The sequence below is a fragment of the Brenneria corticis genome (assembly GCF_003115855.1).
GTDB classification, from domain to species: domain Bacteria; phylum Pseudomonadota; class Gammaproteobacteria; order Enterobacterales; family Enterobacteriaceae; genus Brenneria; species Brenneria corticis.
On the sequence record NZ_KZ819087.1, the window covers coordinates 67,224 to 90,510 of the forward strand.

At 57.9% G+C, this 23,287-nt stretch carries 24 protein-coding genes and 2 pseudogenes; 6 read left to right on the forward strand and 20 right to left on the reverse strand.

Translation table 11 applies throughout. From position 1 onward, the window contains the following. Positions 1-103: 103 nt before the first annotated feature. Complete coding sequence (locus DDT56_RS17615) at positions 104-1,591, forward strand: MDR family MFS transporter (protein WP_136167728.1); 1,488 nt, start codon at positions 104-106, stop codon at positions 1,589-1,591. Positions 1,592-1,778: 187 nt separating this feature from the next. On the opposite strand, the gene DDT56_RS17620 is transcribed toward DDT56_RS17615, so the two are convergent. The 7 genes from DDT56_RS17620 to DDT56_RS17650 all read right to left on the reverse strand — a co-directional run bounded on the left by DDT56_RS17620 (position 1,779) and on the right by DDT56_RS17650 (position 8,361). Beyond that, positions 1,779-2,081, reverse strand: coding sequence for a DUF1161 domain-containing protein (locus tag DDT56_RS17620; protein WP_136167729.1), 303 nt, complete (start codon positions 2,079-2,081; stop codon positions 1,779-1,781). A gap of 95 nt (positions 2,082-2,176) precedes the next feature. After that, entirely contained in the window at positions 2,177-2,527 is a 351-nt protein-coding gene (locus tag DDT56_RS17625) for a DUF1283 family protein (RefSeq protein ID WP_136167730.1), read from the reverse strand. A gap of 96 nt (positions 2,528-2,623) precedes the next feature. Then, a complete protein-coding gene (locus tag DDT56_RS17630) occupies positions 2,624-3,865 on the reverse strand; it encodes an acyltransferase family protein (protein WP_136167731.1) in 1,242 nt (413 codons plus the stop codon). A gap of 434 nt (positions 3,866-4,299) precedes the next feature. Next, the gene (gene ydfG, locus DDT56_RS17635) at positions 4,300-5,049 is read right to left on the reverse strand and encodes a bifunctional NADP-dependent 3-hydroxy acid dehydrogenase/3-hydroxypropionate dehydrogenase YdfG (RefSeq protein WP_136167732.1); all 750 of its coding nucleotides are present in this window, start codon (positions 5,047-5,049) and stop codon (positions 4,300-4,302) included. A gap of 27 nt (positions 5,050-5,076) precedes the next feature. Continuing rightward, positions 5,077-6,129 carry an aldo/keto reductase gene (locus DDT56_RS17640; protein ID WP_136167733.1) on the reverse strand — a complete coding sequence of 351 codons (1,053 nt, stop codon included), beginning with the start codon at positions 6,127-6,129 and terminating at the stop codon, positions 5,077-5,079. A 157-nt stretch (positions 6,130-6,286) separates the two neighbouring features. Continuing rightward, positions 6,287-7,504, reverse strand: a complete 1,218-nt coding sequence (locus DDT56_RS17645; protein WP_136167734.1) for a glycosyltransferase family protein — start codon at positions 7,502-7,504, stop codon at positions 6,287-6,289. 41 nt (positions 7,505-7,545) lie between these two features. Then, positions 7,546-8,361, reverse strand: a complete 816-nt coding sequence (locus DDT56_RS17650) for a mannosyl-3-phosphoglycerate phosphatase-related protein (protein WP_136167735.1) — start codon at positions 8,359-8,361, stop codon at positions 7,546-7,548. Positions 8,362-8,643: 282 nt separating this feature from the next. Here DDT56_RS17650 and DDT56_RS17655 point away from each other — a divergent pair, with 282 nt between their 5' ends. Then, positions 8,644-10,269, forward strand: coding sequence for a dipeptide ABC transporter ATP-binding protein (locus tag DDT56_RS17655; RefSeq protein WP_136167736.1), 1,626 nt, complete (start codon positions 8,644-8,646; stop codon positions 10,267-10,269). Here the strand turns inward: DDT56_RS17655 and DDT56_RS17660 are convergent. From DDT56_RS17660 to DDT56_RS17690, 7 genes are read right to left on the reverse strand one after another with little or no spacing between them, the layout of a single operon-like run. Next, a complete protein-coding gene (locus DDT56_RS17660) occupies positions 10,249-11,085 on the reverse strand; it encodes a sulfurtransferase (RefSeq protein WP_136167737.1) in 837 nt (278 codons plus the stop codon). The genes DDT56_RS17655 and DDT56_RS17660 overlap by 21 nt on opposite strands. After that, positions 11,085-12,083, reverse strand: a complete 999-nt coding sequence (locus tag DDT56_RS17665) for an ornithine cyclodeaminase family protein (protein WP_136167738.1) — start codon at positions 12,081-12,083, stop codon at positions 11,085-11,087. The genes DDT56_RS17660 and DDT56_RS17665 overlap by 1 nt, the downstream gene beginning before the upstream one ends. Position 12,084: 1 nt before the next feature. Further along, the gene (locus DDT56_RS17670) at positions 12,085-13,083 is read right to left on the reverse strand and encodes a 1-aminocyclopropane-1-carboxylate deaminase/D-cysteine desulfhydrase (protein ID WP_136167739.1); all 999 of its coding nucleotides are present in this window, start codon (positions 13,081-13,083) and stop codon (positions 12,085-12,087) included. A gap of 57 nt (positions 13,084-13,140) precedes the next feature. Further along, a complete protein-coding gene (locus DDT56_RS17675) occupies positions 13,141-14,490 on the reverse strand; it encodes a M20/M25/M40 family metallo-hydrolase (RefSeq protein WP_136167740.1) in 1,350 nt (449 codons plus the stop codon). Continuing rightward, positions 14,487-15,401, reverse strand: coding sequence for an ABC transporter permease (locus DDT56_RS17680; protein ID WP_136167741.1), 915 nt, complete (start codon positions 15,399-15,401; stop codon positions 14,487-14,489). Before DDT56_RS17680 ends, DDT56_RS17675 begins: the two co-directional genes overlap by 4 nt. 1 nt (position 15,402) lies before the next feature. Continuing rightward, on the reverse strand, positions 15,403-16,263 hold the full coding sequence (locus DDT56_RS17685; protein WP_136167742.1) for an ABC transporter permease: 861 nt from the start codon (positions 16,261-16,263) through the stop codon (positions 15,403-15,405). After that, a complete protein-coding gene (locus tag DDT56_RS17690) occupies positions 16,260-17,753 on the reverse strand; it encodes an ABC transporter substrate-binding protein (RefSeq protein WP_136167743.1) in 1,494 nt (497 codons plus the stop codon). The genes DDT56_RS17685 and DDT56_RS17690 overlap by 4 nt, the downstream gene beginning before the upstream one ends. Before the next feature lie 191 nt (positions 17,754-17,944). Here DDT56_RS17690 and DDT56_RS17695 point away from each other — a divergent pair, with 191 nt between their 5' ends. Continuing rightward, complete coding sequence (locus DDT56_RS17695; RefSeq protein ID WP_136167744.1) at positions 17,945-18,607, forward strand: FCD domain-containing protein; 663 nt, start codon at positions 17,945-17,947, stop codon at positions 18,605-18,607. A 23-nt stretch (positions 18,608-18,630) separates the two neighbouring features. Here the strand turns inward: DDT56_RS17695 and DDT56_RS17700 are convergent, their stop codons facing one another. The 3 genes and pseudogenes from DDT56_RS17700 to DDT56_RS17710 all read right to left on the reverse strand — a co-directional run. Next, positions 18,631-19,464: a helix-turn-helix transcriptional regulator gene (locus DDT56_RS17700; RefSeq protein WP_136167745.1), complete on the reverse strand. Its 834-nt coding sequence runs from the start codon at positions 19,462-19,464 to the stop codon at positions 18,631-18,633. A 19-nt stretch (positions 19,465-19,483) separates the two neighbouring features. After that, entirely contained in the window at positions 19,484-20,110 is a 627-nt protein-coding gene (locus DDT56_RS17705) for a YbhB/YbcL family Raf kinase inhibitor-like protein (protein WP_136167746.1), read from the reverse strand. Between the two features lie 168 nt (positions 20,111-20,278). Next, positions 20,279-20,884: pseudogene (locus DDT56_RS17710) on the reverse strand (alpha/beta fold hydrolase); the annotation flags it as partial. Between the two features lie 108 nt (positions 20,885-20,992). Here DDT56_RS17710 and DDT56_RS24840 point away from each other — a divergent pair. After that, positions 20,993-21,187 (forward strand): CGNR zinc finger domain-containing protein, encoded by a 195-nt coding sequence (locus tag DDT56_RS24840; RefSeq protein WP_246856811.1) that lies wholly within the window; start codon positions 20,993-20,995, stop codon positions 21,185-21,187. Positions 21,188-21,436: 249 nt separating this feature from the next. On the opposite strand, the gene DDT56_RS17720 is transcribed toward DDT56_RS24840, so the two are convergent. Genes DDT56_RS17720 through DDT56_RS17730 form a run of 3 tightly spaced genes read right to left on the reverse strand, consistent with a single transcriptional unit; the run spans position 21,437 to position 22,344 of the window. After that, on the reverse strand, positions 21,437-21,790 hold the full coding sequence (locus tag DDT56_RS17720) for an ASCH domain-containing protein (protein ID WP_136167747.1): 354 nt from the start codon (positions 21,788-21,790) through the stop codon (positions 21,437-21,439). Positions 21,791-21,793: 3 nt separating this feature from the next. After that, positions 21,794-22,081, reverse strand: coding sequence for a type II toxin-antitoxin system RelE/ParE family toxin (locus DDT56_RS17725; protein ID WP_136167748.1), 288 nt, complete (start codon positions 22,079-22,081; stop codon positions 21,794-21,796). Next, entirely contained in the window at positions 22,078-22,344 is a 267-nt protein-coding gene (locus DDT56_RS17730; RefSeq protein WP_136167749.1) for a CopG family ribbon-helix-helix protein, read from the reverse strand. The genes DDT56_RS17725 and DDT56_RS17730 overlap by 4 nt, the downstream gene beginning before the upstream one ends. A 122-nt stretch (positions 22,345-22,466) precedes the next feature. On the opposite strand from DDT56_RS17730, the gene DDT56_RS17735 reads away from it, so the two are divergent. Together DDT56_RS17735 and DDT56_RS17740 are read left to right on the forward strand one after the other, a co-directional pair. Then, positions 22,467-22,745 (forward strand): type II toxin-antitoxin system TacA family antitoxin, encoded by a 279-nt coding sequence (locus tag DDT56_RS17735; RefSeq protein WP_136167750.1) that lies wholly within the window; start codon positions 22,467-22,469, stop codon positions 22,743-22,745. After that, positions 22,736-23,219 (forward strand): annotated as a pseudogene (locus tag DDT56_RS17740) (GNAT family N-acetyltransferase). Before DDT56_RS17735 ends, DDT56_RS17740 begins: the two are co-directional and overlap by 10 nt. Positions 23,220-23,287: the final 68 nt, after the last annotated feature.

The window sequence follows — 23,287 nt, forward strand, 5'->3', positions numbered from 1 at the left end:
CAAATTCCCGCAGCCCGCGGGAGTTCTTTTTCCCCTCCGCCCCCCGGCAGGATAACAACTGATATACTCAACCACTGATTCTATTCCCCAAGCAGAAAGTTTAATGAAAACAACGAATCATTCTGAACATCCTCCGCTACCGCATCGTCACTGGGTGTTGATTGCCTGTATGCTGGCCATGTTTACCGCGGCTATTGAGGTCACCATTGTGGCGACGGCCTTGCCGACGATCATTGCCGATTTGGGTGGTTTTTCATTACTGGGGTGGGTGTTCGCCGGTTATTTGCTGACGCAGGCGATCAGTATTCCTATTTACGGTCGGCTGGCCGATCTTTTCGGCCGTAAACGCGTCTTTTTCATCGGCACCATTATTTTCCTGCTGGGGTCCGTGCTGTGCGGTTTCGCTACCAATATGGGCTGGTTGATTCTGTTTCGCACCATTCAGGGACTGGGCGCCGGGGCGATCACCCCGATTGCCTTTACCATCGTCGCCGATGTGTATAGTTCGATGGAGCGGCCTAAAATTCAGGGATACCTCTCCAGCGTTTGGGGAATATCGGCGATTGTCGGCCCGCTGATGGGGGCGTTTATCGTGCAGCATTTCAACTGGGCGCTGATTTTCTGGGTTAACGTGCCGATTGGATTACTGTCGATATTTTTATTGGCGCGTTATTTGCCCACGGTTAATCAGGTTCGACGGCATAAACTGGACTGGGCCGGCGCGTTTTATCTCGCCGTCACCGTCGCCAGCCTGTTGATGGCGTTGCTGCAGGCGGAAGCGCTCGGCGTGTGGATCGTCCCGTTGCTGGCCGTCACCACGCTGGGCGGTATTTTATTATTCAGGCAGGAAACGCGCACGCCGGAACCGCTTTTCCCGCTGGCGCTATGGCGTAACCGGGTGATCGTCGCCGGCAACCTCGGCGGCCTGATTATCGGCGCGGCCCTGATGGGGGTCAGCGCTTTTCTGCCGACCTTTATTCAGAGCGTGATGGGAAAAACGCCGCTGGAAGCCGGCAGCATTCTGGCGCTGGTGTCTATCGGCTGGCCGCTGGCCAGCACCTTGGGCGGCAGATTAATGCTGTGGACATCCTACCGGGTCACCGCCGTCAGCGGGGGCGTGGTGCTGATTGCCGGCAGCCTGATACTGCTGATGCTCGATCCTGACCGCGACCTGGCCTGGGCGCGTGTCGCCGCTTTTCTTATCGGAGCGGGGATGGGGTTGAGCAACACCACCTTTCTGGTCTCGATCCAAAATTCGGTGGACTATTCCATTCGCGGCATTGCGACGGCGTCAACCATGTTCACCCGTATGCTGGGTTCCGCGCTGGGTACGGCGATCCTCGGCGCCACGCTGAATATCAATCTGCACTGGCGTCTGCCGGAAATGAACGATCCGCTGCAAACGCTGATGGATGTCCACAGCCGCGGCATGATGAGCGCGTCGGAGCTTGAGTCGCTCTCCTGGCAGGTTTCATCCTCTCTGCATTGGGTGTTTATCGTTTCCGCGCTGATCGCGGTGATGACGCTATTTTCAGCATGGATGATCCCGGCGAACCAGCGACCGCAGCATGCGTCAGCGGGGCGGGAATAAGAACAAGGCACGGCGTTCGTGCCGTCAGATGATTGATAACGTTCGTTATTAGGGAGAGCGTGGCGAGGGGCCGTAGCGGCGTAAGCCGCCGGAGCGCCCCTCGGTACGGTAGGCCCGTGTATCTCAGGTTTACAAGCGACTTTGTCTACAACCTACGGCGTTCGTGCCTTGGTTGATGATGGCGCCGTTACTGTGCGGTGGTTTCTGGCTGACCATTCGCCGTGGATGGCGCGCTTTCAGCGCTGGTTTCGCCATCGGCATGGCGGGTATAAACGATTTTTTGCGAGTCGTTTTCGCAATGGCCGACCACCTGGCCGCCAACCTGATCCACCTGATCGTTCGGCACGATATCAAGCGTAAAACCTGACTCCGGCACGCCGTTATTGATGATCTTCTGTGATATATCCGCTTTGACGCTTTCACAGGACGCCTGCGCTGCCAGAGGGGAAATCACCAATAAAGCCGCGCCAAAAATAATTGCCTTTTTCATCTTGTCACCCTTTTTATCTGAAAAAAGTCCCGTCCATCGACCGGCATTGTCGCCGCCAGGCCGATGATGCCTGTTTTACAAGCGTAGACTAAAAATCAGGGGGTCACCGGGCGGCCGGTGCGGCGATCCAGACAGCGTTCGGTGTTGGCTTCCCAGTAGGCATTGACGTTATAGCTGGCGTCGCACTTCTCCTGCCCGTCAATCGCTTTTTCAGCTTTATCAAACTCTTTCTCGACGCGCGTATTGACCTTATTACGCAACGAATGGGTGGCGTTCCACTGTTCGCCGCTTTGGCGCGCCGCTTCTTTCGATAAGCTGCTGTCGCCCGATTCGACGATAACATGACGGGTATCCGCTAGCGCGGCCGGCTGCCAGGCCGCGCCAGCCATGACCATGGTCAACGGGAGCAGGGCCCGAATCAGGGATGCAAAAGAGTATGCTTTCATGTTTCACCTTGCAGATAGGGGATGGTACAAACGTGGCTATTATGCCGCCTAATACGCTGTCGATAAAGCCGGTTTTCCGGCGTCGTCCTGCGGGCGCTATTTGGCCCAGGAAGAAGGTTGAGCGACGGCGCGGGCGAGTGCCCGCGACTCGCGGTGCGTTTTTTTACCGTGCGATATCATGATAAACGGTTTCTCGATCTTCAGATAGGTGAACACGCTGATAAGCGTCACCAGGGCGAAGGCGACCGCCAGGGCGGCGAAAGCGCCGAAGTCCGGGTAAATCAGCGTAAAGGCGGAAGTCAGCACCAGCCCGTGAATAATATAGGTGCTGTAGCTGATGATGCCGCTGAAGCGAACCGGTTTCAGCGTGAGCAGGCCGAACAGCGAGTTGCCGCTGGCGGCGATCAGGAAGAACAGCGCGATCAGCAGTACCGACAGGCTGGTATAGGCGAATTCGAAAAGGGAGAAGCTCAGCGCCACGCTGCCGATCGCCAGTGCGGCGAACAGGTGTTTCAACCACGGCTGCGCATTGATGTTGCGCGTTTCACGCTGGAACGACGAGAACTGTTGCAGCGTCGCCGTCAACATGCCGCAGATAAAGGCGAAGAGGATACTGTAAGTGCCGCCGGTAATAACATCGAAACCCAACAGCACCAGGAGGACGGCCACGGCGCCGAGCAGCATCAGCAGCGAGGCCACTTTGTTTTTGCACAGCGAGGCAAGAAAGGGGAACAGCGCGTAAAATTTCACTTCAATCGCCAGCGTCCAGAATACGCCGCACAGGATCAGCCATCCCGGTTTGCTGTCGGTTAACGGCATCCCCTGCACAAAGCCGAATGACAGCCAGGAGGCGAGGGAATTAACGAAATAGTGCAGATCCATATTAGCGCTGAAGCCTATAAGCAACGACAAAAAATAGACGCAGATAACGGCAAACAGATAGAGCGGCAGTAAACGATATATTCGGCGCTTATAAAAAACGCCGACGTCGCCGGTGCCGCCTTTCAGCGCTTTGTTCCAGAATAAATAGCCGGTAATCATAAAGAATACCATCACGCCGAAAGAGCCGAACTGGGTTAATGTGCGATGAATGGTTTCATTAAAATAGGAGATATAGCCGGCGTTGATTTTCCAGGTTGAGTCGGTAAAAAGATTGGACATCAATATTCCGTGATGAATGATGACCGTCGTCGCGGCCAGACCGCGTAGCCCGTCGATGGTCGATATTTTCCCGTCGTCGTTAATTTCCTCCGCGAATTTATTTTTCAGCAGGGGATAAAACATAAAGCAGGAAAAAATCGGTAATGTACACACGGTTAAAAATAGTAATGCCTGCATCAATTACGCTCACTTCACGGCAAAAAACTCTATCAAGCATAGTGCGGCGGGCCAGGGGGATCAAGCAAGGCGGCCGATCGGCGCTATTAGGCGCATCCGGCGGATAAATAACTATCTTGCTGTATTTCGAATAAATTTCTCGAGAGAAAGCCGCAAGGAAAAATAGATAAAATTAGGGATATTCTTAATAAGACTTCGCAAAGTCCGCCAATAAAAATTGTTGTTAATGAGTAGAAGGTAAGGGATGATATTAAATCGGAAAAAAGAGAAAAATTATATTTCAGAGGGGTTGCCATCGTCAAGGTGAAGGCGGCGATAATAGCGTCTAAACGGCGAGTAAATAAAATCCCCCCCCTGAAACCATAATAAGGCGGATTTTTCCGTGTGGACGCTTATTAAGCGCGGCGCGAAGCGGAACTTCGCGCCAGACGGGATTACTCCTCCCGATAAACGTTCAGCCCGGCGAAAGACTGGCTGACCGGCATCATTTCCAGGGAGTTGATGTTAACGTGGGCCGGCAGGGTCGCGACCCAGAATACCGCTTCGGCGACATCTTCCGCGGTAAGCGGTTGGGTCTTGTCGTAGGTTTTGCTGACCTTGTCTTCGTTGCCTTTAAAGCGCACGGCGGAAAACTCCGTGCCGCCGACCAGGCCCGGCTCGATATTGGTGACGCGAACCCGGGTGCCGAACAAATCCGCCCGCAGGCCAAGGCTGAACTGGCGCACAAAGGCTTTGGTGGCGCCGTATACGTTGCCGCCCGCATAAGGCCAGTTGCCGGCGGTGGAGCCGATATTGATCACATGCCCGGCGTTACGCTTGACCATATTCGGCAACAGCGCGCGGGTGGTAAATACCAGCCCTTTGTTATTGGTATCGATCATGTTTTCCCAGTCGTTCACATAGGCTTTATGCGCGGGCTCCAGGCCCAGGGCCAGCCCGGCGTTGTTTACCAGAACATCGATGTTGCGCCAGGCGGCGGGCAGAGAGGTCATGGCCTGATCGATGGATTTCTGGTTACGAACGTCAAGCCGTAAGGTATGCAAGGAGGTTCCCAACTCGTTTTTCAGCGCGTCCAGGCGTTCCTGACGACGGCCGCAGGCGATGACTTTGTGACCCTCCTGGATAAATTTACGGGTAATTGCCTCGCCAAATCCGGCCGTGGCGCCGGTAACAAAAATTATCATGTTGTTATTCCCTCTGACGGTGTTCGATTATTTTAAATACGGGGCGATAAGCGACAAATCGGCGCTGCCGAGGCGGTCGGCGGCGGTTTGCGCCTGATGCCAGTACGGGTACAGCAGGGGAAGTCGACTGACGTCATTGAGCCGCGCAATCTCTTGCGGGTCAAGAATAACATTAACAGCTTTAAGGTTATCTTCAAGCTGGTCATCGCGGCGCGCGCCAATGATTACCGAACTTACCGCGTCATTGTGCAGTAGCCAGGCCAGGGCGACCTGGGCGGCGGAAATGCCGCGCTGCGCCGCAATATCCACCAGCGCGTCGACGATATCATACAGCGCATTCTCATCCCGCACCGGCGGTTCATTCCAGTTCTCCAGGTGGCGGGTGGTTCCCTCCGGCTGTTTATCGCGGCGATATTTCCCGGTCAGCAAGCCGCCGGCCAGCGGGCTCCAGACTAAAACTCCCAGCCCCTGATCCCGGGTAATCGGCAGCAGTTCGTACTCCGCTTCCCGCGCGTGTAAGGTATAGTGGATCTGCTGGCTGACCGGCCGTACGGTGCGTTGGCTTTCGGCGACGCCCAGGGTTTTCATCACATGCCAGCCGGAAAAGTTGGATACGCCGACGTAGCGTACTTTCCCGCTGTTCACCAGATGGTCCAATGCGGCCAGCGTCTCTTCCAGCGGAGTCAGGCCGTCCCACTCGTGCAGCTGGTAGAGATCGATGTAATCGGTATCCAGCCTTTTCAGGCTCGCTTCGCAGGCGCGGATAATATGGTGGCGGGAAGAGCCGCGGTCATTGGGTCCGCTGCCCATGGGAAAACGCGCCTTGCTGGCAATCAGCACCTGATGACGTTTATCTTTCAGCGCTTTACCAAGAATTTGTTCGGAAGCGCCGTCGGAATAAACGTCGGCGGTATCGAAAAGATTAATGCCCGCGTCGATGCAGCGATCGATTTGCCGGCGGGCACCTTGCAGATCGGTGTTGCCGGTTTTGGCAAACTTTCCCTGACCACCAAATGTCATGGTGCCCAGGCTGAGGACCGAGACTTTCAGGCCGGAACGGCCTAACTGACGATATTGCATGGTTAACTCCCTGACAGGTTGCAAGACAGTCATCACTCTGTGCCACTTTATCTGAAAAATCCAGCTCCATGACATCGCGGAGTGATCCGTTACCTACTGATTATTCACGCTGATTTATCGCCGCCGGCAGGCGGCGGGGCGCGTTCATTCTACTCGCTTAGTCGTCCTGATTATCCGCCTCGACCGCGTTGTATAACCGCTCAAGCACATCGGGGAAAGCGGACTGTACGCGGTTCCAACTGGGCACAAAGGGTTTGTCCCCCGGGCTGTCGCTGTATACCTGGCCGGAAAGCGTAATCACGTCGGAAAAAAGCTCGACGGCGGACTCTTCTTTATGACGATCGAACTGCAAACCGTTCATGCGGGCATCGTGTTCGAAGGCGTCGATCATATCCAGCGCGGTACGGTAGTAGGTCGCCCGCAGCACGCGGAAAGAATCGTTGGTAATATTCACGCCCTGAATAGCCAGCTTGCGGTACAGCGCCTTGGTGATATCGATGGCCATCCGTTGCAGGCCCGTATTGGGGTCGTCTTCCGATATCGGCTGGTGTTTATGATCGTAGTTGTCGGCGATATCGACCTGGCAGATACGGCTGGTCGCCGTGCCGCGGTGGATCTCCGACAGTACGCCGATTTCCAGCCCCCAGTCGCTGGGAATGCGCAGGTTATTCAAAATATGCGTGCGCATGGCGAACTCGCCCGACAGCGGATAGCGGTAGCTGCGCATATACTCCAGATAGTCGGAATTGCCATAAACATTTTGCAGCGACTTCAGCAACGGGAAAACCAGCAGCCGGCCGACGCGCCCGTTAAGCTTGCCATCGGCCACGCGCGCATAGTAGCCCTTGCAGAAGTCATAATGAAAATACGGATTCGCCACCGGATAGAGCAGGCGGGCCAGCATGCCGCGCTCATAGGTGACGATGTCACAATCATGCAGCGCGACGCAGGAGGAACGCCGCGACGCCAGCGTGTAACCAACGCAGAACCATACGTTGCGCCCTTTGCCCGGCTCCGTGGGCGACAGCGATCTCTCCGCCAGCTCATCGCTCAGCTGCTTCAGCCGCGGACCGTCGTTCCACAAGATACGGTGGCGCTGCGGCAGGCGGGAGAAAAACTTGCGCGCGTATTGAAACTGTTCCCGGTCCGCCCGGTCCAGACCAATGACAATCTCGCCGAGATAGCGCACCTGGGACAATTGCTCGACGATCTTGTCCAGCGCCGGCCCTTCCAGCTCCGAATAAAGGGAAGGGAGGATAAGCCCCATGCTGTTTTGCCCGGAAAACACCTGTAGATCGTATTCCAGCTCTTCCACGCTGCGTCGGGTCAGATTGTGAAAGTTGGTAATTATTCCATCCTGATAAAATTCACTCATCGTATTCTCCCCTACAAATTGTTTTTTATCTTATTGATATTTCAAGATGAAAGAGAATCACCCAGAAAGTGGTCCAGGCCTTCGCTCCAGCCGTCAGGCCCCATACTGCGCGTGCGGTATAATTGGCCGGCAAAGCTTTCCGGCAGGTCGACAAGCTGATTTCCCTTGGCTTTAATCACCACCGCGTTATCCATCGCCGCCAGCAGGGCGACATCGTTCGGCCCGTCGCCCAGGCCGATTGTCCGTACCCGGTTACCGTTTTTAGCCGGGTACTGATCTTTTATCCAGTTAGCCGCCGTTCCCTTACTGACGCCGCCGCCCATTACGTGATAAAAACGCCCGCCCTGGGTCAGCGACAACCCAAGATCCGTCAATGCCAGCCGGAAGCGGGCCAGGGAATCCGCATCGCCCAGCCATTGCAGCGGCTCGGAGGCTTCGCGGCGACGGGCAAGCGCGGCGCTGTGACGCGGTAATCCGGTTAATGCGGCGACCTCGGCGGCATCCATATCGGCAAAGCCTTTAAAACGGAAGGCGGGATTTTCCCGGAGCTGATTAAGGCGGGCGCAAATAAAAGCGTAGTCGGCGGCAAAAATCTTGCGCGGATAGTCCGGGTGCCCGTGCCAGTTGGCCGGCAGCGCAATCAGCGCGCCATTTTCGGCAATATAGGGAAGGTGGGAGAGGCCAAGCTCGTATTGCAGCCGCTCAACTTCGGCCGCGGTTTTACTGGTGGTGATGATAACCGGGATCTTATGCCGCGCCAGCCGTTCCAGCCACGGCCGCGCCGGTTCCCAACCGTAGCTGTCGTGGTCGAGCAGCGAGCCGTCGAGGTCGCTAAAAATCATCAGCAATTCTGACATGGGATCTCCATAAATTATCGGGGATACACGAATATAACGATGGGTGTGAACGCTGCGTTGCGCGACGATCAGCTGCTGATTTTGCTATCAGGCTGATAAGGAAAATGAAATGCGATTTACATTGCCGTCTTTAACTGTATGCAATAATCGACGGTTACGCAAACCAGGCCACAACGTGCGCCGCGGGCATACCTTATCCCGAATCGGACTAAGCCCGCCGCGTCGTTGGGGGAGAATATAGGATATATTCTTTACTACTCTTTCTCCGGCAGGCGGCGCGCTATGTCATCAGCGACACATTTATTGCAAGCAACCGGACTCGGCATTGGTACCGTCGACGGGCATGCTCTGGTTAATGACCTTTCCTTTTATGTCGACCGCCGCGAGATCGTCGCGCTGGTGGGGGAATCGGGGTCGGGCAAAACCCTTAGCGCGCTGGCGCTGATGGGACTGTTGCCTGAGGGCGTGCGGCAGCATCATGGCGCCATTATGTTTAATGGCACGACGATCGCCGACCCGCGGCAGCCTTTCCCCGCAGGGTTACGCGGCAGGCAGATGGCCACCGTCTTTCAGGAACCGATGACCAGCATGAACCCGGTGCTGAAAATTGGCGAGCAGATTGCCGAAGTACTGGTGCGTCACCGGCGGTTAAGCTGGCGACAGGCGCATCGCCAGGCGATAGAACTGCTGGATCGCGTTGGGATTATCGATCCCGCGCACTGCGCCGGACAGTATATTCACCAGCTTTCCGGCGGCATGCGCCAGCGGGCGATGATCGCCAGCGCCATCAGTTGCAAACCCGCGCTGCTGATTGCGGATGAACCCACCACCGCGCTCGACGTCACTATTCAGGCGCAGATCCTGGCGTTATTGCAGGAGTTGCAGCGGGAGATGGCGATGGGCATTTTACTGATAACCCACGATCTCGGCGTGGTGGCGCGCTATGCCGATCGCGCCTATGTGCTGCATCGCGGTCAACTTGTCGAGCAGGGGGATGTTCCCACGCTGCTCAATTCGCCGCAAAACCCCTATACGCGAAAACTGATTGCCGCCTCAGAGTCTAAGCCCCTGGCGTCGACCCCGTCCGCCGCCGGTCGGCCGTTACTCAGTTTACGCGCCCTGACCAAAAGCTACCCGCGGCAACGGGCGCGTTTTTTTTTCAACAGGGAGCGCCGGACGGTATTGTTTCCCACCACCATCGATATTTATCGCGGTGAAATTGTCGGGCTGATCGGCGAGTCGGGATCGGGAAAAACCACCCTGGGGGGGGCGGCGATAGGGCTGATCCCCGCGGACGGCGGCGAGGTGATTTTCGACGGCACCGATCTCCAGCGGGCGAGCAAAGCGCAGAAACAGGCTTTACGCCGCCGCGCGCAGATTATCTTTCAGGATCCTTACGCCAGCCTGAACCCCAAAATGACCATCGGCGAGCAGATAGCCGAGCCGTTGCGCGTGTATAAGCTCCGGCCGGTAAATCACATCCCGGCGCGCGTCGCCGAACTGCTCGAACTGGTGGGGCTGGAGCCGCAGCACGCCCGCCGCCTGCCGGGGGAATTCTCCGGCGGCCAGCGCCAGCGCATCGCCATTGCCCGCGCGCTGGCGCTGGAGCCCGATTTACTGGTGGCCGACGAAGCGGTTTCCGCGCTGGACCTGTCGATTCGCGGACAAATACTGGCGTTGCTCAATCAATTGCGGCAACAGCTTGGCCTGACGATTCTGTTTATCAGTCATGATTTGGGCGCGGTGCGTCAGGTTTGCGACCGGGTGGCGGTGCTGTATCGCGGCAAGGTGGTGGAATATGGCGCCGCCGCTCAGGTACTTAACGCGCCGCGGCATGAATATACCCGCGAGCTGATCGCCGCCGCGCCGGATATCCGCCAGGCGCTGTTATTGCGCCGCACCGGTTAACAGCGGCAGTTCGGCATGTTCGGCCCACTCATGCCAGGAGCCGACGTAAACCGCCAGGTTTTGATAGCCCGCCAGCCGCAGCGCGGCGAGAACCGTGGCGGCGCGCGCGCCGCGATGGCAGTAAATCATAACGCGCTGTTGCGGGGATAACCCGACGCCCGCGGCCAGTGCGGCAATCCTGTCGCCAGGCAGGAAATGGCCCTCTTCGATGACCTCCTGCCAGAATAAAAGACGGGCGCCGGGTATGCGTCCGGCGCGGCGACAACAGTCATGGACAAAGCTGCCGTCGAATTCAGCCGGCCGCCGCACATCAAGGATCACCGACGTGATATCGTCCGCGGCCCGTATTTCGTCGCGGCTGGCGACCCAGCGCCGTTGGCGCGCCGTCAACGGCGCGGGCGGCGTGGTTTCAGCATCGTCAGCCAATATGGCCGCGCGGGCGCCGTTCCCCGGCTGTAAGCTTCCTCCCGCCGCCAGCCAGGCGTCGACGCCGCCGTCAAGAATCAGGGCGTCTTCCCGGCCGATAAGCCAGGCGAACCAGGCGCCGCGCGGCGAACGCATCCCTACCTGTTGTTCGAAAAAAACCGGGATGCCGCTATTATTCTGCGCCAGTTGCCGCCACGCCGCCTGAAAGGATGCCGCCATCGCCGCCAGCCCCTCGGCGGTGCAATCGGGAATAAAATAGTCGTAAACGTTCATATTGGCCGCGCCCGGCAGCGTGGCGGCCTGCCAGTCGGCCTCCTCCCGCACGTCAATCAACAGGTAGGATTGCCCCTGTCGCTGTTGCGTCAATATCTCTTGGGCTGTTATCAACATCACTGAACTCCTGGAAACAACGGTAATAAGCGGCCGCGCTGCTGCCGTTCGGCATCCTGAAGCAGACGGGCGGCGAGGGCGATATCAAAAACGTTCAGGCCGAAAGAGGAAAAGTACACCCGGTCGTCGGCCGCGGGCCGCCAGTGGTCGATTAGCAGGTGGCCGAGATCGGCGGCCAGTTCGTCGGGGGAAAAGCGCCCGGCGCGGTACATCTGAAACAGACTTTTGGCGCTGGTCCGGCTGAAATCGCCCCACAGATCGGCGACGACTTTAGTGGCCCGGCGGATGCCGGCGAACTGCATTTCGTGATAACCGATTTGCAGCACGATGGTGCCTTCACGCAGCGCCGGCGCGCCAAGAAAGGGCTGCGTGGCGCTGGTACAGGTGATAAGCGCATCGGCTTCGCCGGCAAGGGCCGCGGCCAGGGTGGCGGGGCATGCCACCGGCCACGGCAGATCGCCGGCGTTCGCCAGCAGGCGCACGCGTTTCTCCACGGTGCGGTTCCAGCAGATCAGTTGATCCAGATCGGGGAACAGGGATTTCAGCATGCCGATATGCGCCTGCGCCTGAACGCCCGCGCCCAGCAATAGCACCCGTTTCACCGGCCGCGGCGCGGCATAGCGCAGCGCGATCGCCGAGACGGCCGCGGTGCGCGTCGCCGTCAGCAGCGCGCTTTCCACCAGTCCGACGGGCACGCCGCTGTCGGCGCGGTTGATAAGGGTCAGCGCCAGCGCCTGCGGCAGCGCATCCCCGGACTGGGGACGGTGCGCCGTCCACTTGACCCCGGCCGCGTTAAAGCGTCCGCCGACGTAGGCGGGCAGGGCGTAGGCCTTGCCGAGCGGCGTCGCCAAATCCACATGGGTTTCCGCGGGCATATGGGCTTCGCCGCCGCGCATCAGATGCACCACGTCGATAATATCCTGCAAGGCCCGGTGCGGATCGGCGCCGCCCAGCTGTAACACATCCTGCTGGCTGAGATAACGTAACGCCGGCCGCATCTCAGCGCTCCAGCAACGTTTGCGCGAACGGGTACAGCGCCGGCGAGCCGCCGCAGTGGACGAACAGCACCCGCGCCCCCGGCGCGATTTTCCCCCGTTCGACCAGGTCGATCAGCCCGTGCATGGCCTTGCCGGTATAGACCGGGTCCAGCAATACCCCTTCGGCCTGCGCCACGCGGTAAATCGCATTGATGCCGCCCGCTGAAGGGACGCCGTACGCCGCACCGACAAAATCGTCCTCGATCCAGATATTTTCCGGCTCCCAGCGCTGCGGCCATTCCAGCAGGTCGGCGCACTCCTGGGCCATGGCGGAGATGCGTGGCTGAAACCAGGACGCTTTGGCGCTGACGCTGATGCCGACGATTTTGGTTCGCGGCCAGTATTGGCGCGCGCCGACGTACAAACCGGCCAGCGTGCCGCCGGACCCCGTTGGCGCGACGATCACCTCCGGGGGCTGTTGCCCGCGCGCCTTGAGCTGGGAGGCGATCTCTTCCACCGCCCGCACATACCCCAGGGCGCCCAATGGCGTGGCGCCGCCGAGGGGGATGATCATGGCTTTCCGGCCGCGCGCGGCGGCGGCATCGGCGTGCGCCTGCATCGCGTCGGCTATCTGACTGAAATAGCCTTCCGGATCGAGAAACTCCAGCTCGGCGCCGAACAGTTTATCCAGCAGCAGGTTGCCCTGATAGCGGTCCGGCGGATTGCCGCGCAGCACCAGCACCGGGCTCATGCCGAATTTTCGCGCCGCCGCGGCTACCATCCGCGCGTGGTTGGATTGGTGGCCGCCGGTGGTGATCACCACATTTACCCCCTGACGGCAGGCATCGGCCATCAGGTATTCCAGTTTGCGGACTTTGTTGCCGCCGCCGCCAAACCCGGTGTAATCGTCGCGTTTGATTTCCAGTTCGATCCCCAGCGCCGCCCCCAGATTCTTCAGCGGCTCAAGGGGCGTGGGAAAGAAACCGAGTGCCACACGTTCAAAGTCATCTACCGTTTTCATATTGCCTATCCTGATATCGGGTTGGGGGGTTATGCGCCGCGTCGCCGGGCACTAAAATCAAAATGCGCTCAGCCAGCTGGTCAGCGATTGCTGAAAGCGCCGCAATCCGCGCAGCGTGACGAATTCATTAACGCCGTGAGCGTTGCCGCCGTGGCCCAGGCCGCCGATAAGAAACGCCGGCGCCACCGGCGCGAAGGCGTAAGCGGGAGCGCATCCCGGCGCCCACGGCCAGATTTGCGGCCTGGCATGGAGGCGTCGATAGCTGGCCAGCAACTCGCTAACGCCGGCGGCGCGCCGGCTGAAACGGTAGCCGGGATAGCTGTCGTCCAGCCGTAGTTCGACCCCCTCCAGCCCGGGCGACGCCAGCCGTTGCCGCGCGCTGGCTATCGCCTGCTCCGGGCTGAGTCCCGGCGGAATGCGTAAAGCCAGCTCCGCCGTGGCGCGAGAGGGGATCACCCCCTTGCCGCCCGGCGGATCGGTATGTATCTCGGCCAGGTTGAGTACGGCGCCGCCGAGCCACTGCCGCAGGCTGCTCAGGGCGTCGCCGGTGACGAACGGCCTTTCGCTGCGGCGAAAACGCAGCTCATCCGCCATGCTGAAATTTTTCGCCAGTTCGGCCAGCAGCGCATCGGCTTCTTTATCGGGGATCAGGTTATTCAGCACGCCATTGGCATGGGCGGGCGCGATGGCATTCAGGGCATCGACCAGCCGCCATGCCGGGTTGGCTATCCAGCCGGCGTTGCTGGCATGAATGGCGACCTGCGGTCCGCCCCAGGGGCCGCCGCTGACGGACAGCCTGCCGCTGCAAAGGCCGGTGAAGCCGAGATAAACCCGCGGTTCGCCGCCGCCGTACTCGCATAGCGACGGAAAGAGCACCGCCGCGGCCGGGGAAACCGGGCAGGGACGCTGCGCCAGATAACGCCGCAGGTTGCCGCTGCCGGTCTCTTCCTCGCCTTCAAGAATAAATTCAATATTGACGGTCAGCTTTCCCGCCGCCAGCAGCTGTTTAACCGCCATCAGCATTCCCGCCAGCGGGCCTTTGTTATTCTCCGCGCCCCGGGCGATAAATACCGCGCCAAGGGTCGGCCACTCCGTCACGCCGCCGGTAAAGGGCGGGATATCCCATCCCTGCGGCGTGGCGGGCATCACGTCGTACATGTTGTACAGCACCAGCGTTTTCGCCGCGCCCATCTCCAGCCGGGCATGGACCAGCGGCGGCGCGCTGTGCGACAGCTGCCGGCAGACGGGCAGGATCGGCCGCGCGCCCAGCTCCGTCTCCAGCCAGCTTTCCAGCCACTGCGCCAGCCCGCGCTGCTGCGCTATCTCGCCGGCAACGCTGCGAAACGGCGCGATCGCCGTCAGTAATTCCAGGGTGGCTTGCACAGACGCATCAAGAGGTTCGGTCACAGGCGGATCCTCGGGTTGAGCACCACGTAGAGCAGATCGATAATCAGATTAATGCCGACGAAAGTCAGCGCCGCCAACAGAACAATCGCCTGCACCAGCGGGAAGTCGCGGTTTTGAATGGCCTGAACGGCCAGGCGTCCGATACCCGGCCAGGCAAAGATGATTTCGGTGACCAGCGCGCCGCCGAGCAACGAGGCGAAATACATACCCTGTACCGTGACGACGGGGATCAGCGCATTGCGCAAAGCGTGGCGCACCACGATGCGCCACTGACTCAGCCCTTTGGCCCGCGCCGTGCGGATATAATCCTGCTGCAATACGTCGATCAGACTGGAGCGGATCAGGCGGGCGATGGCGCTCATATAATAGGCTCCCAGGCTTAACGCCGGCATAATCAGATGCGTTGCGTCGCCATAGCCGCCGGAGGGCAGCCAGCCCAGATTCAGGCTGAACAGCATAATCAGCAGCAGGCCCAGCCAGAATACCGGCACCGCCTGGCCGCTGAAGGCGAACAGCCGCGCGACCAGATCCCAGGGGCTATGTTGCTTCAGGGCGCTGAAGATGCCGAGCATTAAGCCGACCAGGGTGCTCCACGCCAGCGCGGTCGCCGCCAGCAACAGCGTGGCGGGAAGACGCTGACCGATAAGGGCGGTGACGGGCTGGCTGTAGCGCAACGACTCACCTAAATCGCCATGCAGCACGTCATGGAGGTAGCGGCCGTATTGCCATAATAACGGGCGATCAAAGCCCATGCCGTGGCGAAATGCCGCGATTTCCTGCTGGGAGGCGCCGGGGGGCATCATTAGCGCCGCCGGGTCGCCCGTCAGATGCAGGCTGAAAAAAATCAGCAGCGAGACGCCAAACATCACCAGTACCGCCTGTCCGAGACGAGCTAAAATATATAGCGGCATCTTAGTCGATCCTGGTATGCGTGCGGCGCGACAGGCAGTCGCCCAGCAGATTGGTGCCGACGACCAGCGCGGCGATAAACAACCCCGGATACAGCACCAGCCATTGGGCGAGCAGCATCGAGGAGCGCCCTTCGCCGATCAGGTTGCCGAGCGTCGGCGTGGGCGGTTGGATGCCCATACCGAGAAAACCTATCGAGGCTTCGAGAACGATCAGCCGGGGAATATCCAGCGTCAGCAGTACCACCAGCGGCGTGATGAGATTGGGTAACACGTGGCGCAATAAAATTCGCGTGGTTGAAAAGCCCATGGCGCGCACCGATTCGATATATTCCAGCTCGCGGATCTCCAGCGTTTTAGCGCGGGCGACGCGGGCATAAACCGCCCAGCCGGTTACGCCCATGATGGCGATGATGTTGGCGAGCGAAGTGCCGAATAGCGCCATAACCAGCAAAATCAGCAAGATAAAGGGCACGGACAGCTGAATATCCATCAAGCGCATAATCACCGCGTCCAGCCAGCCGCCCACATAGCCCGCCAACATGCCGAGCAATGAGCCCATCAGCGCGGCGATGGATGCCGCCGTAAGCACGATAAACAGCGACAGCCGGGTTCCCGCCAGAATACGCGCCAGCAGGTCGCGCCCCAGTTGGTCGGTGCCCAGCCAGTGCGTGCCCGATGTGCCGTGACTGCCCGGCGGCAGGAAGATAGCGGCAAGATTGTTGGTCAGCGGATCCGGGAGAGGCAGCCAGGGCGACGCCAGCGCCGCGGCGATCATCGTCGTCAGCAGCAGGCCGCCCAGCACCCCGTCGCCGTAAAAGAGACGACGGGGCTTTCTGCGCCATGCCGTATACCATGGGATCATTTAAGCCTCAGATCAAACAACGGGATGCGCGCATCGGGCCGCCCGGTGAACGTCAGGGCGCTGCTGCTGGCGTAGATCGAGTCTTCGCGATACAGCGGGATCAGGGGCTGTTGTTGCGCGACCGCAAGCTGGATTTGCTGCAATATTTTTTCGCGTTTTGCCGCGTCAACCGTCAGGCGGCTTTCATTGAGCAATTTATCCAGCTCCGGCAGGCTGACGGTTGAATAGGGTTCGCCGGTATGGAGTATCGGATACAGCGCCGCATCGGCATCCAGGGTTTGGGTCGAGCCCCAGGCCAGCATATATAGCGGCGCCTGTTTCTGCGCCGCCACCTGCTGGGTGTAAACCGACCACTCCGGCACCTCAAGCTGGGCTTTGACGCCGATTGCCGCCAAATCCTGCACGATCGCCTGAGCTACGTCGGCGCTGGCGATATAACGGCGCGGCGCCTGAAAACGCAGGGTAAAACCATCTGGGTAACCCGCATCGGCCAGCAGCGCTTTGGCCTTGGCGATATCCTGTTCCGGGGCCGGAATGGCCTGATAGCCGAAATCCTTGGCGCCCGCCATGGTGCCCGTCGGCGTGCCGAAACCGTGCAGTAGCTGGCTGGTATAGGCGTTGCGGTTCAGCGCTAAAGAGAGCGCCTGGCGAACGCGCACATCGTCGAGCGGCGGCCGATCGTTTTTAAGGCCCAGATAGATAGTCAGCCCGCCGCCTTTGACCTGCTCCAGATGAATATTCGGCTTATTGCGCAGCGCGGGCACCAGATCCGCCGGAACGCTCTCCACCAGCTGTACCTCGCCGGTCAGCAGAGCGGTGACGCGGGCGGTGGCTTCAGGAATAGGGCGCCAGACAACCGAGTCGATGGCCGGTTTTCCGCGCCAGTAGTCCGGGTTGGCTTTCATAACCACTTTTTCGTCCGGCACGAATTCAGTCAGGGTATAGGCGCCGCTGCCGATAGGTTTACGGGCGAACTGCGCGCTGCCGACTTGAGCGACATAGGCGGGCGGGACGATATAGGCCGGGTAGCGACTCATGCGCGTCGGCAACAGCGGGTCCGGCCCGGCGGTGCGGATCCGCACCCGGTAGTCGCTGATGACCTCAACGGATTTAATGGTGCGGATATAAGAAATCGTCGGCGCATGATTGGCCGGGTCGAGAATCCGCTCGATGGAGAATTTTACCGCCTGAGCGTTAACCGGTTCGCCGTTGCTAAACTTGACGCCTTGGCGCAGCTCGAACTGCCAGGTGGAATCATCAATCGCCTGCCAGCTGAGCGCCAGGCCGGGCTGCAGGTTCATCTGCGGATCGCGCATCACCAGCGTGTCGAACAGATTATCGACCAGCGTCGCCGGCTCTTTCAAAAAGCCGGGATCCAGCGCCGTGGCGGAAGCCGACTGGGCGATCACCAGTTCGGAAGCGGAGGCGAGCGGAGACATCAGGCTGAACGACAGGGCCATCGACGCAAGCTTGCGGGCAGGTATTCTCATTAGGTTGTTCCCCAAGTGAAGCCGCCAACGGCAGGCTGACGGAATTAAAAACGCATTAGCGAAAAACAGGCATGGTTTAATCAGCGTTCAACTTTTTGATACACGATATATCCTATATAATGCATTTCTGGCCGACCACGGATTAAACCGCAAAAGGAAAGACAATTTTTTGCTAAAAGGAAAGGGGCATTATGTTTGAGATGGAAAAAGCGCAGCGGCTCAGCCTGACGATGCAGGTCGAGGCAAAGCTGAAAGCCGCCCTGATTGTCGGCGTGCTCAAACCCGGCGCGCGGCTGGTGACGAAAGAGATCGCCGCACAGCTGGGGACCAGCGTCACGCCGGTGCGCGAAGCGCTGCTGCGCCTGGCGGCGGCGGGCGCGCTGGACGCCACCCCGGCGCAGGCTTTTTTGGTGCCGAACATACCGCTGGGTAAATATCAGGAGATCACCCTGATTCGTAAAAAGCTTGAAGGTCTGGCGGTGTCACAGGCGGCAGGCGCGCTGGATGCGGAAAAACTGGCCCGCTTGCAAACCCTTAACGCGCAATTTATGGCCGCCAAACGGCAGCAAAACGTTGAGCACGCCTTGCAGGCCAACCGTGAGTTCCGTTTCGCGCTGTATGAATATGCCGGGATGCCGACGCTGACGTCGCTTATCGAGCAGCTCTGGGTCCAGATCGGCCCCTGTTTTAACTATCTTTATCCGCAGTCCGCCGAAATGGCGCAAGGACAGCATAATTATGACGAGCTGCTGCTGGCCCTGGCCGCAGGGGACGGCGAACGCGCCGTGACCTCAATCCACAAGGCGATAGACGATGGCGCCGCTCTTCTGGCGGAGCACTATTTTAATCGATAAATATTGCCGGCACGTCTGACTTATCAGCGGATATCGGCGGGAGAACAGCCGAATCGCTGTTTAAAACGCAATGAAAAACGGGACGCGGCGCGATAACCGCAGGCATCGGCGATTTGAGTAAGGCTCCAGCGCGTCGTTTGCAGCAGCGTCATCCCGTGGTGCATGCGGATATCCTGCAACAATGTGCGAAAGTGGGTCTGTTCTTCCGCCAACCGGCGCCTTAACGTCGCTTCGCTCATGCCAAGACGCTGGCCTGCATGCGCTGCCGTCCAGGCGAACTCCGGCGAGGCGGCCAGCAACGCGGTCAATCGGCCGCCCAGGGGAGCCGAGGCGCGCGGCATAAAAATGATCCCGCGTTCGGCCAGGGCGATCAGCACGCCGCTTAAACGATGCTGTTGCACCGGGTAGCTTGACGACTCGTCGTTAAGCCCGCGCAGACAGTAATCCAGCGTGTCGCGCAGTTCGTCGTCCAAAGCGAGCGTTTTAAAACCGCAAAGCGGGGGCAGCGTGGTAAAAAATTGCGCCCGATCGCGATAAAACGCGGCAATAAGCTCGGATGAAAAACTCAGATATAAAGACTGAAATACCCCCGTTGCCGCATCGGGGGTTTTGCTTACGTTGGCCAGGGTATGCGGGGCAACCAGCATGATGTGCTGGGCGTTATCCAATCGCATGGATAAATCCTGCCCGCGGCGCAGGTTCAATCGCCCTGATTTCACCAGCAGCAGCGTCGCATCAAAAAAACGGAAATCGACGACCTGATGCGCATGTTGCAGGTAAGGCTGAGCCATCGAATAGAGCCGGTAGCGTTCTACCGGCAACGGAGCGTGGGTAACATCAGGAACGTCGGCTTTCATCGGTTTTCCCGCCAAACGGCTAACGCACGTTGGGATTGAGGCTGTACGTGCCGGTCAAACTCGTCTCGGCCAGAATATGGCCGGCGATAGCCGATAATACCGTCGGACCATCAAACTTGCCTTGCAGCTCCAGGCGTGGAATATCAAGCGCATAGAGCGTAAAGGTGTAATCATGGGCAAGGGTATCGTTCCATGGCGGGCAGGGGCCGTCGTAACCGTAGTAATCGCCGCTCATCTGCTCATCGCCTTTAAACCAGGCGGTATAATCATTAATGCCGTGGCGTATTCCCGCCTCTGCGGGCAGCGGCGCTTTTCCCTGCGGGGTAATGCCATCGCTGTGGCTGCCTGCGGCAATTTCACGAACCTGCGCGGGAATATCCACCAGCACCCAGTGGAAAAAATTAACGCGCGGCACCGATGCCGCCACTTCTTTGCCTTCCTGGTTGACGTTATCAAGTGAGCCTGGCGCGTGAGGATCCAGACACAATAGTACCAACGACCGGGTGGCGTCCGGCACCTCGCTCCAGGATAGATGCGGGTTTTTATTGCTGGATAACGCCAGATGCTTTTCCGCATCCTGAACGGCAAAAGCAAACTCGCCCGGAATGGGCGCACCCTGCTCAAAGCTTTGGCTGGTCAATTTCATTGGGAAATCCCCTTTATAGTTGGATAAGTCACGTTCTACACGATGCAAGGAGAGGGCGCCGTGCCCCCTCGAGTCATCAGTATAAAAGGTTGCCGCGGCGGGGAACTGACTTATCCAGTCATATTAATCACAGATTCCATCAAAATGATATGAACAGTGATTCCGGCTTTAGAATTTCTCGCCGCCAATCACTTCGCGAATACGTTTGGCGATATGCCCGACGTGCGTTTCAAGCGCAAAGTGGCCCGTATCCAGCAGCTCGACGACCACGTTGGCATTGTCGCGTTTGTAGGCCTGCGCGCCCGGCGGGATGAAAAACGGATCGTGCTCGCCCCAGATAATCAACGCAGGCAGCTGGGTTTTACGGAAAAAAGCCTGGAAATCGGGGTAGCGTTTCAGGTTATTGGCATAATCCAGGAACAGATCCAGCTGGATATCCTTATTGCCGGGGCGTTCAAGCAGCAGGGTATCAAGATGGTATGTTTCAGGCGCCACTTTTTCCGGCTCCTTCACGCCGTGCAGATACTGCCAGCGGATCCCTTCCAGATTCATGACCTCATCGTTAACCACTTGGCGATTTTCAGCGGAGGCGTCTTCCCAGTAGGCGCGGACCGGCGCCCAGGCGTCACCCAGTCCTTCCAGATAGGCATTGCCGTTTTGAGAAATCAGCCCCGTCACCCGCTCAGGATAATTGAGCGCAAGGCGTAATCCGGCCGGCGCGCCGTAATCAAAGACATACAGCGCATAGCTTTCCAGGCCCAACACATCAACAAAGAGCTTAACCGCTATCTGGCTTTGGCCACTAGCTACAAACAGCTGGTCGCCGGCGAGGATGGCACGCTGCATATTAAACAAATCTATGCCAGCCAGACGCCGGCGCAGTTGCTGGGGCCAATTGCGGAGCTGGCTGCTTCGCTGATAAGCGAAAAGAGTTTCGAACTCGTACGGAAATGCGAGCATCCTGAATGCAGCCTATGGTTTTATGACAGAACCAAAGCACATCGCCGCCGCTGGTGTAGCATGGCGTTATGCGGTAATAGGGCGAAGGTTGCCCGGTTTAGGCGGCAGCAGAAGTAAGATTGCGCAGAGGTAAACCAGGGATGGAAATGCGTAGATTTAGTTCAAGGACGGCAGGAGAGGTCCGGTGATGTAGTTTAGTCGTGAGGGTTATTATCTTATTTAACATAATATACATTATGCGCACCAAGGTAAGGATGGGCGGGAACTGGCGTTCCCGGTGCTATCATTTGGCGCTGAATCAAATACCACGTCTTCAGTGCCATGCTCCAGATCGTGATGGATAATCTGAAAACTGCCGCGCCGCAATTAGTCCGCCGGCATCCAATCCACTTGGTAGATTTTTCTCTTGGCAATTATTGCCACCGGTTCTTTGATGACACGAATATTTGTCATCTCCCAGGCCAGCCAACCCGATTCGAAATACGATGCGCAAGCTGCGGCGATATCACGTTCGACAAACGGCCTCACTTTTTTAACCTGGACAATAGCAACCGCTATCCCCATCTCTTCATCACCGTCTGCCAACAGATAATTTTGATTCTCGACAATCAGCAAATCTTCATCAGCTGAAATTTCTGGATGCCACTTTCTAATCTCCAGCGTTTTCTTACCGGTCGCAATTTTCTGGCCTGCTGGTGCAACTACCGAGATGGCTTTCATTAATTACCCCGCGTTCATTCGGGGCCAAAGCTGCGACGTATGCACTAAAGCCAATACCCACACATTATCTGACAGGATTTCGTAAATCAGACGATAATTCTCATGAGGAAAAACTTCACGAGTGCCAGCAATATCCCCCTCGTGTCCCATATAAGGAAAATCAGCTAGACGCTCGGCCGAGGCTTGAAATAATTCATCCATTTTCACAGCGGCATCAGGATTCTTTTCGACAAGATATTCCCATATCTGCTGACTGTCATTGAGCGCTTGTTCCGACCAATAAACTATCACAAGCCACCTTTTATTTTAGCCCTGCGTGCAGCAAAGATAGCTTTTGCATCCTTATGTTCGATACTTCTTCCGGCCGCTATATCCTGACGAGCAACGTTGACCTTCTCTTCAAGGAAACGGCGGTACTCCTGACGCTCAATGTATTGTCTCATCAGATCGCGAACAATCTGTGATGCAGGACGATGCTCAGCTTCGGCTGCGGCCATGAAGGTATCACGTAGTTCAGCCTCAAGTTTCATGGTGAAAACGGCTTGCTTGGTCATGTTTTTTCCTCCCTTAAATATATACTAAAAAAGTATATACCTTTTCATCACCACACGGAAGAAAGGACAATTTTGCATACATAAGATATAATTGTATATAAATTCACTATACGGACAGGATTATGAAACCTGAAGTCAGAGAAGCTCCGATCAACATTCGGGCCAAAGCCTCCCAGCGCGACCTGATCGATATGGCCGCAAACCTTGTGTCGAAGTCACGCACCGATTTTATGCTTGAAGTAGCCTGCCGCGAGGCGCAGGATATCCTGCTGGACCAGCGGTTGTTTATTCTGAACGGCGAGCAATATGATGCGTTTTTGGCCGAACTGGATGCACCAATCACCGCTGAGCGCCAGGCACGCATTAATGATCTGATGAACCGTAAATCACCATGGGAATAAGAGCTCCCGAGCCATTATCTTCCGGGCATAATATCGCTGATTTTTGCAGCTCGGAGCCGAGTCTTAATGAATGGCTGAAAAAGAAAGCGCTAAAGAACCATAGCGCAGGGATTTCCCGCGTATATGTTATTTGCCAATCAGGTAATCGGATATTATTGTTTATCAACTGGCAGCGTTCAGAGGAATACTGCACCCGGTGCCTATAGGCGTAATGCGCCAGAGTCGCTACCAGTTATCGTTCTGGGCAGGCTTGCTATTGATCAGGCGTACTCCGGTAAAGGTCTGGGAGCTGCATTATTAAAAGACGCAATATTTCGGACAGAGAATATTGCCCTGCAAGTTGGCGTCAGAGCATTAATAGTTCATGCGTTGGATGACGACGTGCGAAACTTCTACGTTAAATTCGCCTTTGAACCCTCGCCAGTGCAGCCCTTAATGCTGCTTTATCCCATAAAGGTGACGCAACTAAAATGACGGTCACGTTGTTGGTTGTCTCATCGCGTTTACAACCGTTGTGGAGTCCGCCGGACTCCACAACGCCC

What these genes read in the sequence shown, in the direction of transcription:
- DDT56_RS17615 (WP_136167728.1), top strand. Translation starts at nt 104, where the DNA reads ATGAAAACAACGAATCATTCTGAACATCCTCCGCTACCGCATCGTCAC.
- DDT56_RS17620 (WP_136167729.1), bottom strand. Translation starts at nt 2,081, where the DNA reads ATGAAAAAGGCAATTATTTTTGGCGCGGCTTTATTGGTGATTTCCCCT.
- DDT56_RS17625 (WP_136167730.1), bottom strand. Translation starts at nt 2,527, where the DNA reads ATGAAAGCATACTCTTTTGCATCCCTGATTCGGGCCCTGCTCCCGTTG.
- DDT56_RS17630 (WP_136167731.1), bottom strand. Translation starts at nt 3,865, where the DNA reads ATGCAGGCATTACTATTTTTAACCGTGTGTACATTACCGATTTTTTCC.
- ydfG (WP_136167732.1), bottom strand. Translation starts at nt 5,049, where the DNA reads ATGATAATTTTTGTTACCGGCGCCACGGCCGGATTTGGCGAGGCAATT.
- DDT56_RS17640 (WP_136167733.1), bottom strand. Translation starts at nt 6,129, where the DNA reads ATGCAATATCGTCAGTTAGGCCGTTCCGGCCTGAAAGTCTCGGTCCTC.
- DDT56_RS17645 (WP_136167734.1), bottom strand. Translation starts at nt 7,504, where the DNA reads ATGAGTGAATTTTATCAGGATGGAATAATTACCAACTTTCACAATCTG.
- DDT56_RS17650 (WP_136167735.1), bottom strand. Translation starts at nt 8,361, where the DNA reads ATGTCAGAATTGCTGATGATTTTTAGCGACCTCGACGGCTCGCTGCTC.
- DDT56_RS17655 (WP_136167736.1), top strand. Translation starts at nt 8,644, where the DNA reads ATGTCATCAGCGACACATTTATTGCAAGCAACCGGACTCGGCATTGGT.
- DDT56_RS17660 (WP_136167737.1), bottom strand. Translation starts at nt 11,085, where the DNA reads ATGTTGATAACAGCCCAAGAGATATTGACGCAACAGCGACAGGGGCAA.
- DDT56_RS17665 (WP_136167738.1), bottom strand. Translation starts at nt 12,083, where the DNA reads ATGCGGCCGGCGTTACGTTATCTCAGCCAGCAGGATGTGTTACAGCTG.
- DDT56_RS17670 (WP_136167739.1), bottom strand. Translation starts at nt 13,083, where the DNA reads ATGAAAACGGTAGATGACTTTGAACGTGTGGCACTCGGTTTCTTTCCC.
- DDT56_RS17680 (WP_136167741.1), bottom strand. Translation starts at nt 15,401, where the DNA reads ATGCCGCTATATATTTTAGCTCGTCTCGGACAGGCGGTACTGGTGATG.
- DDT56_RS17685 (WP_136167742.1), bottom strand. Translation starts at nt 16,263, where the DNA reads ATGATCCCATGGTATACGGCATGGCGCAGAAAGCCCCGTCGTCTCTTT.
- DDT56_RS17690 (WP_136167743.1), bottom strand. Translation starts at nt 17,753, where the DNA reads ATGAGAATACCTGCCCGCAAGCTTGCGTCGATGGCCCTGTCGTTCAGC.
- DDT56_RS17695 (WP_136167744.1), top strand. Translation starts at nt 17,945, where the DNA reads ATGTTTGAGATGGAAAAAGCGCAGCGGCTCAGCCTGACGATGCAGGTC.
- DDT56_RS17700 (WP_136167745.1), bottom strand. Translation starts at nt 19,464, where the DNA reads ATGAAAGCCGACGTTCCTGATGTTACCCACGCTCCGTTGCCGGTAGAA.
- DDT56_RS17705 (WP_136167746.1), bottom strand. Translation starts at nt 20,110, where the DNA reads ATGAAATTGACCAGCCAAAGCTTTGAGCAGGGTGCGCCCATTCCGGGC.
- DDT56_RS17720 (WP_136167747.1), bottom strand. Translation starts at nt 21,790, where the DNA reads ATGAAAGCCATCTCGGTAGTTGCACCAGCAGGCCAGAAAATTGCGACC.
- DDT56_RS17730 (WP_136167749.1), bottom strand. Translation starts at nt 22,344, where the DNA reads ATGACCAAGCAAGCCGTTTTCACCATGAAACTTGAGGCTGAACTACGT.
- DDT56_RS17735 (WP_136167750.1), top strand. Translation starts at nt 22,467, where the DNA reads ATGAAACCTGAAGTCAGAGAAGCTCCGATCAACATTCGGGCCAAAGCC.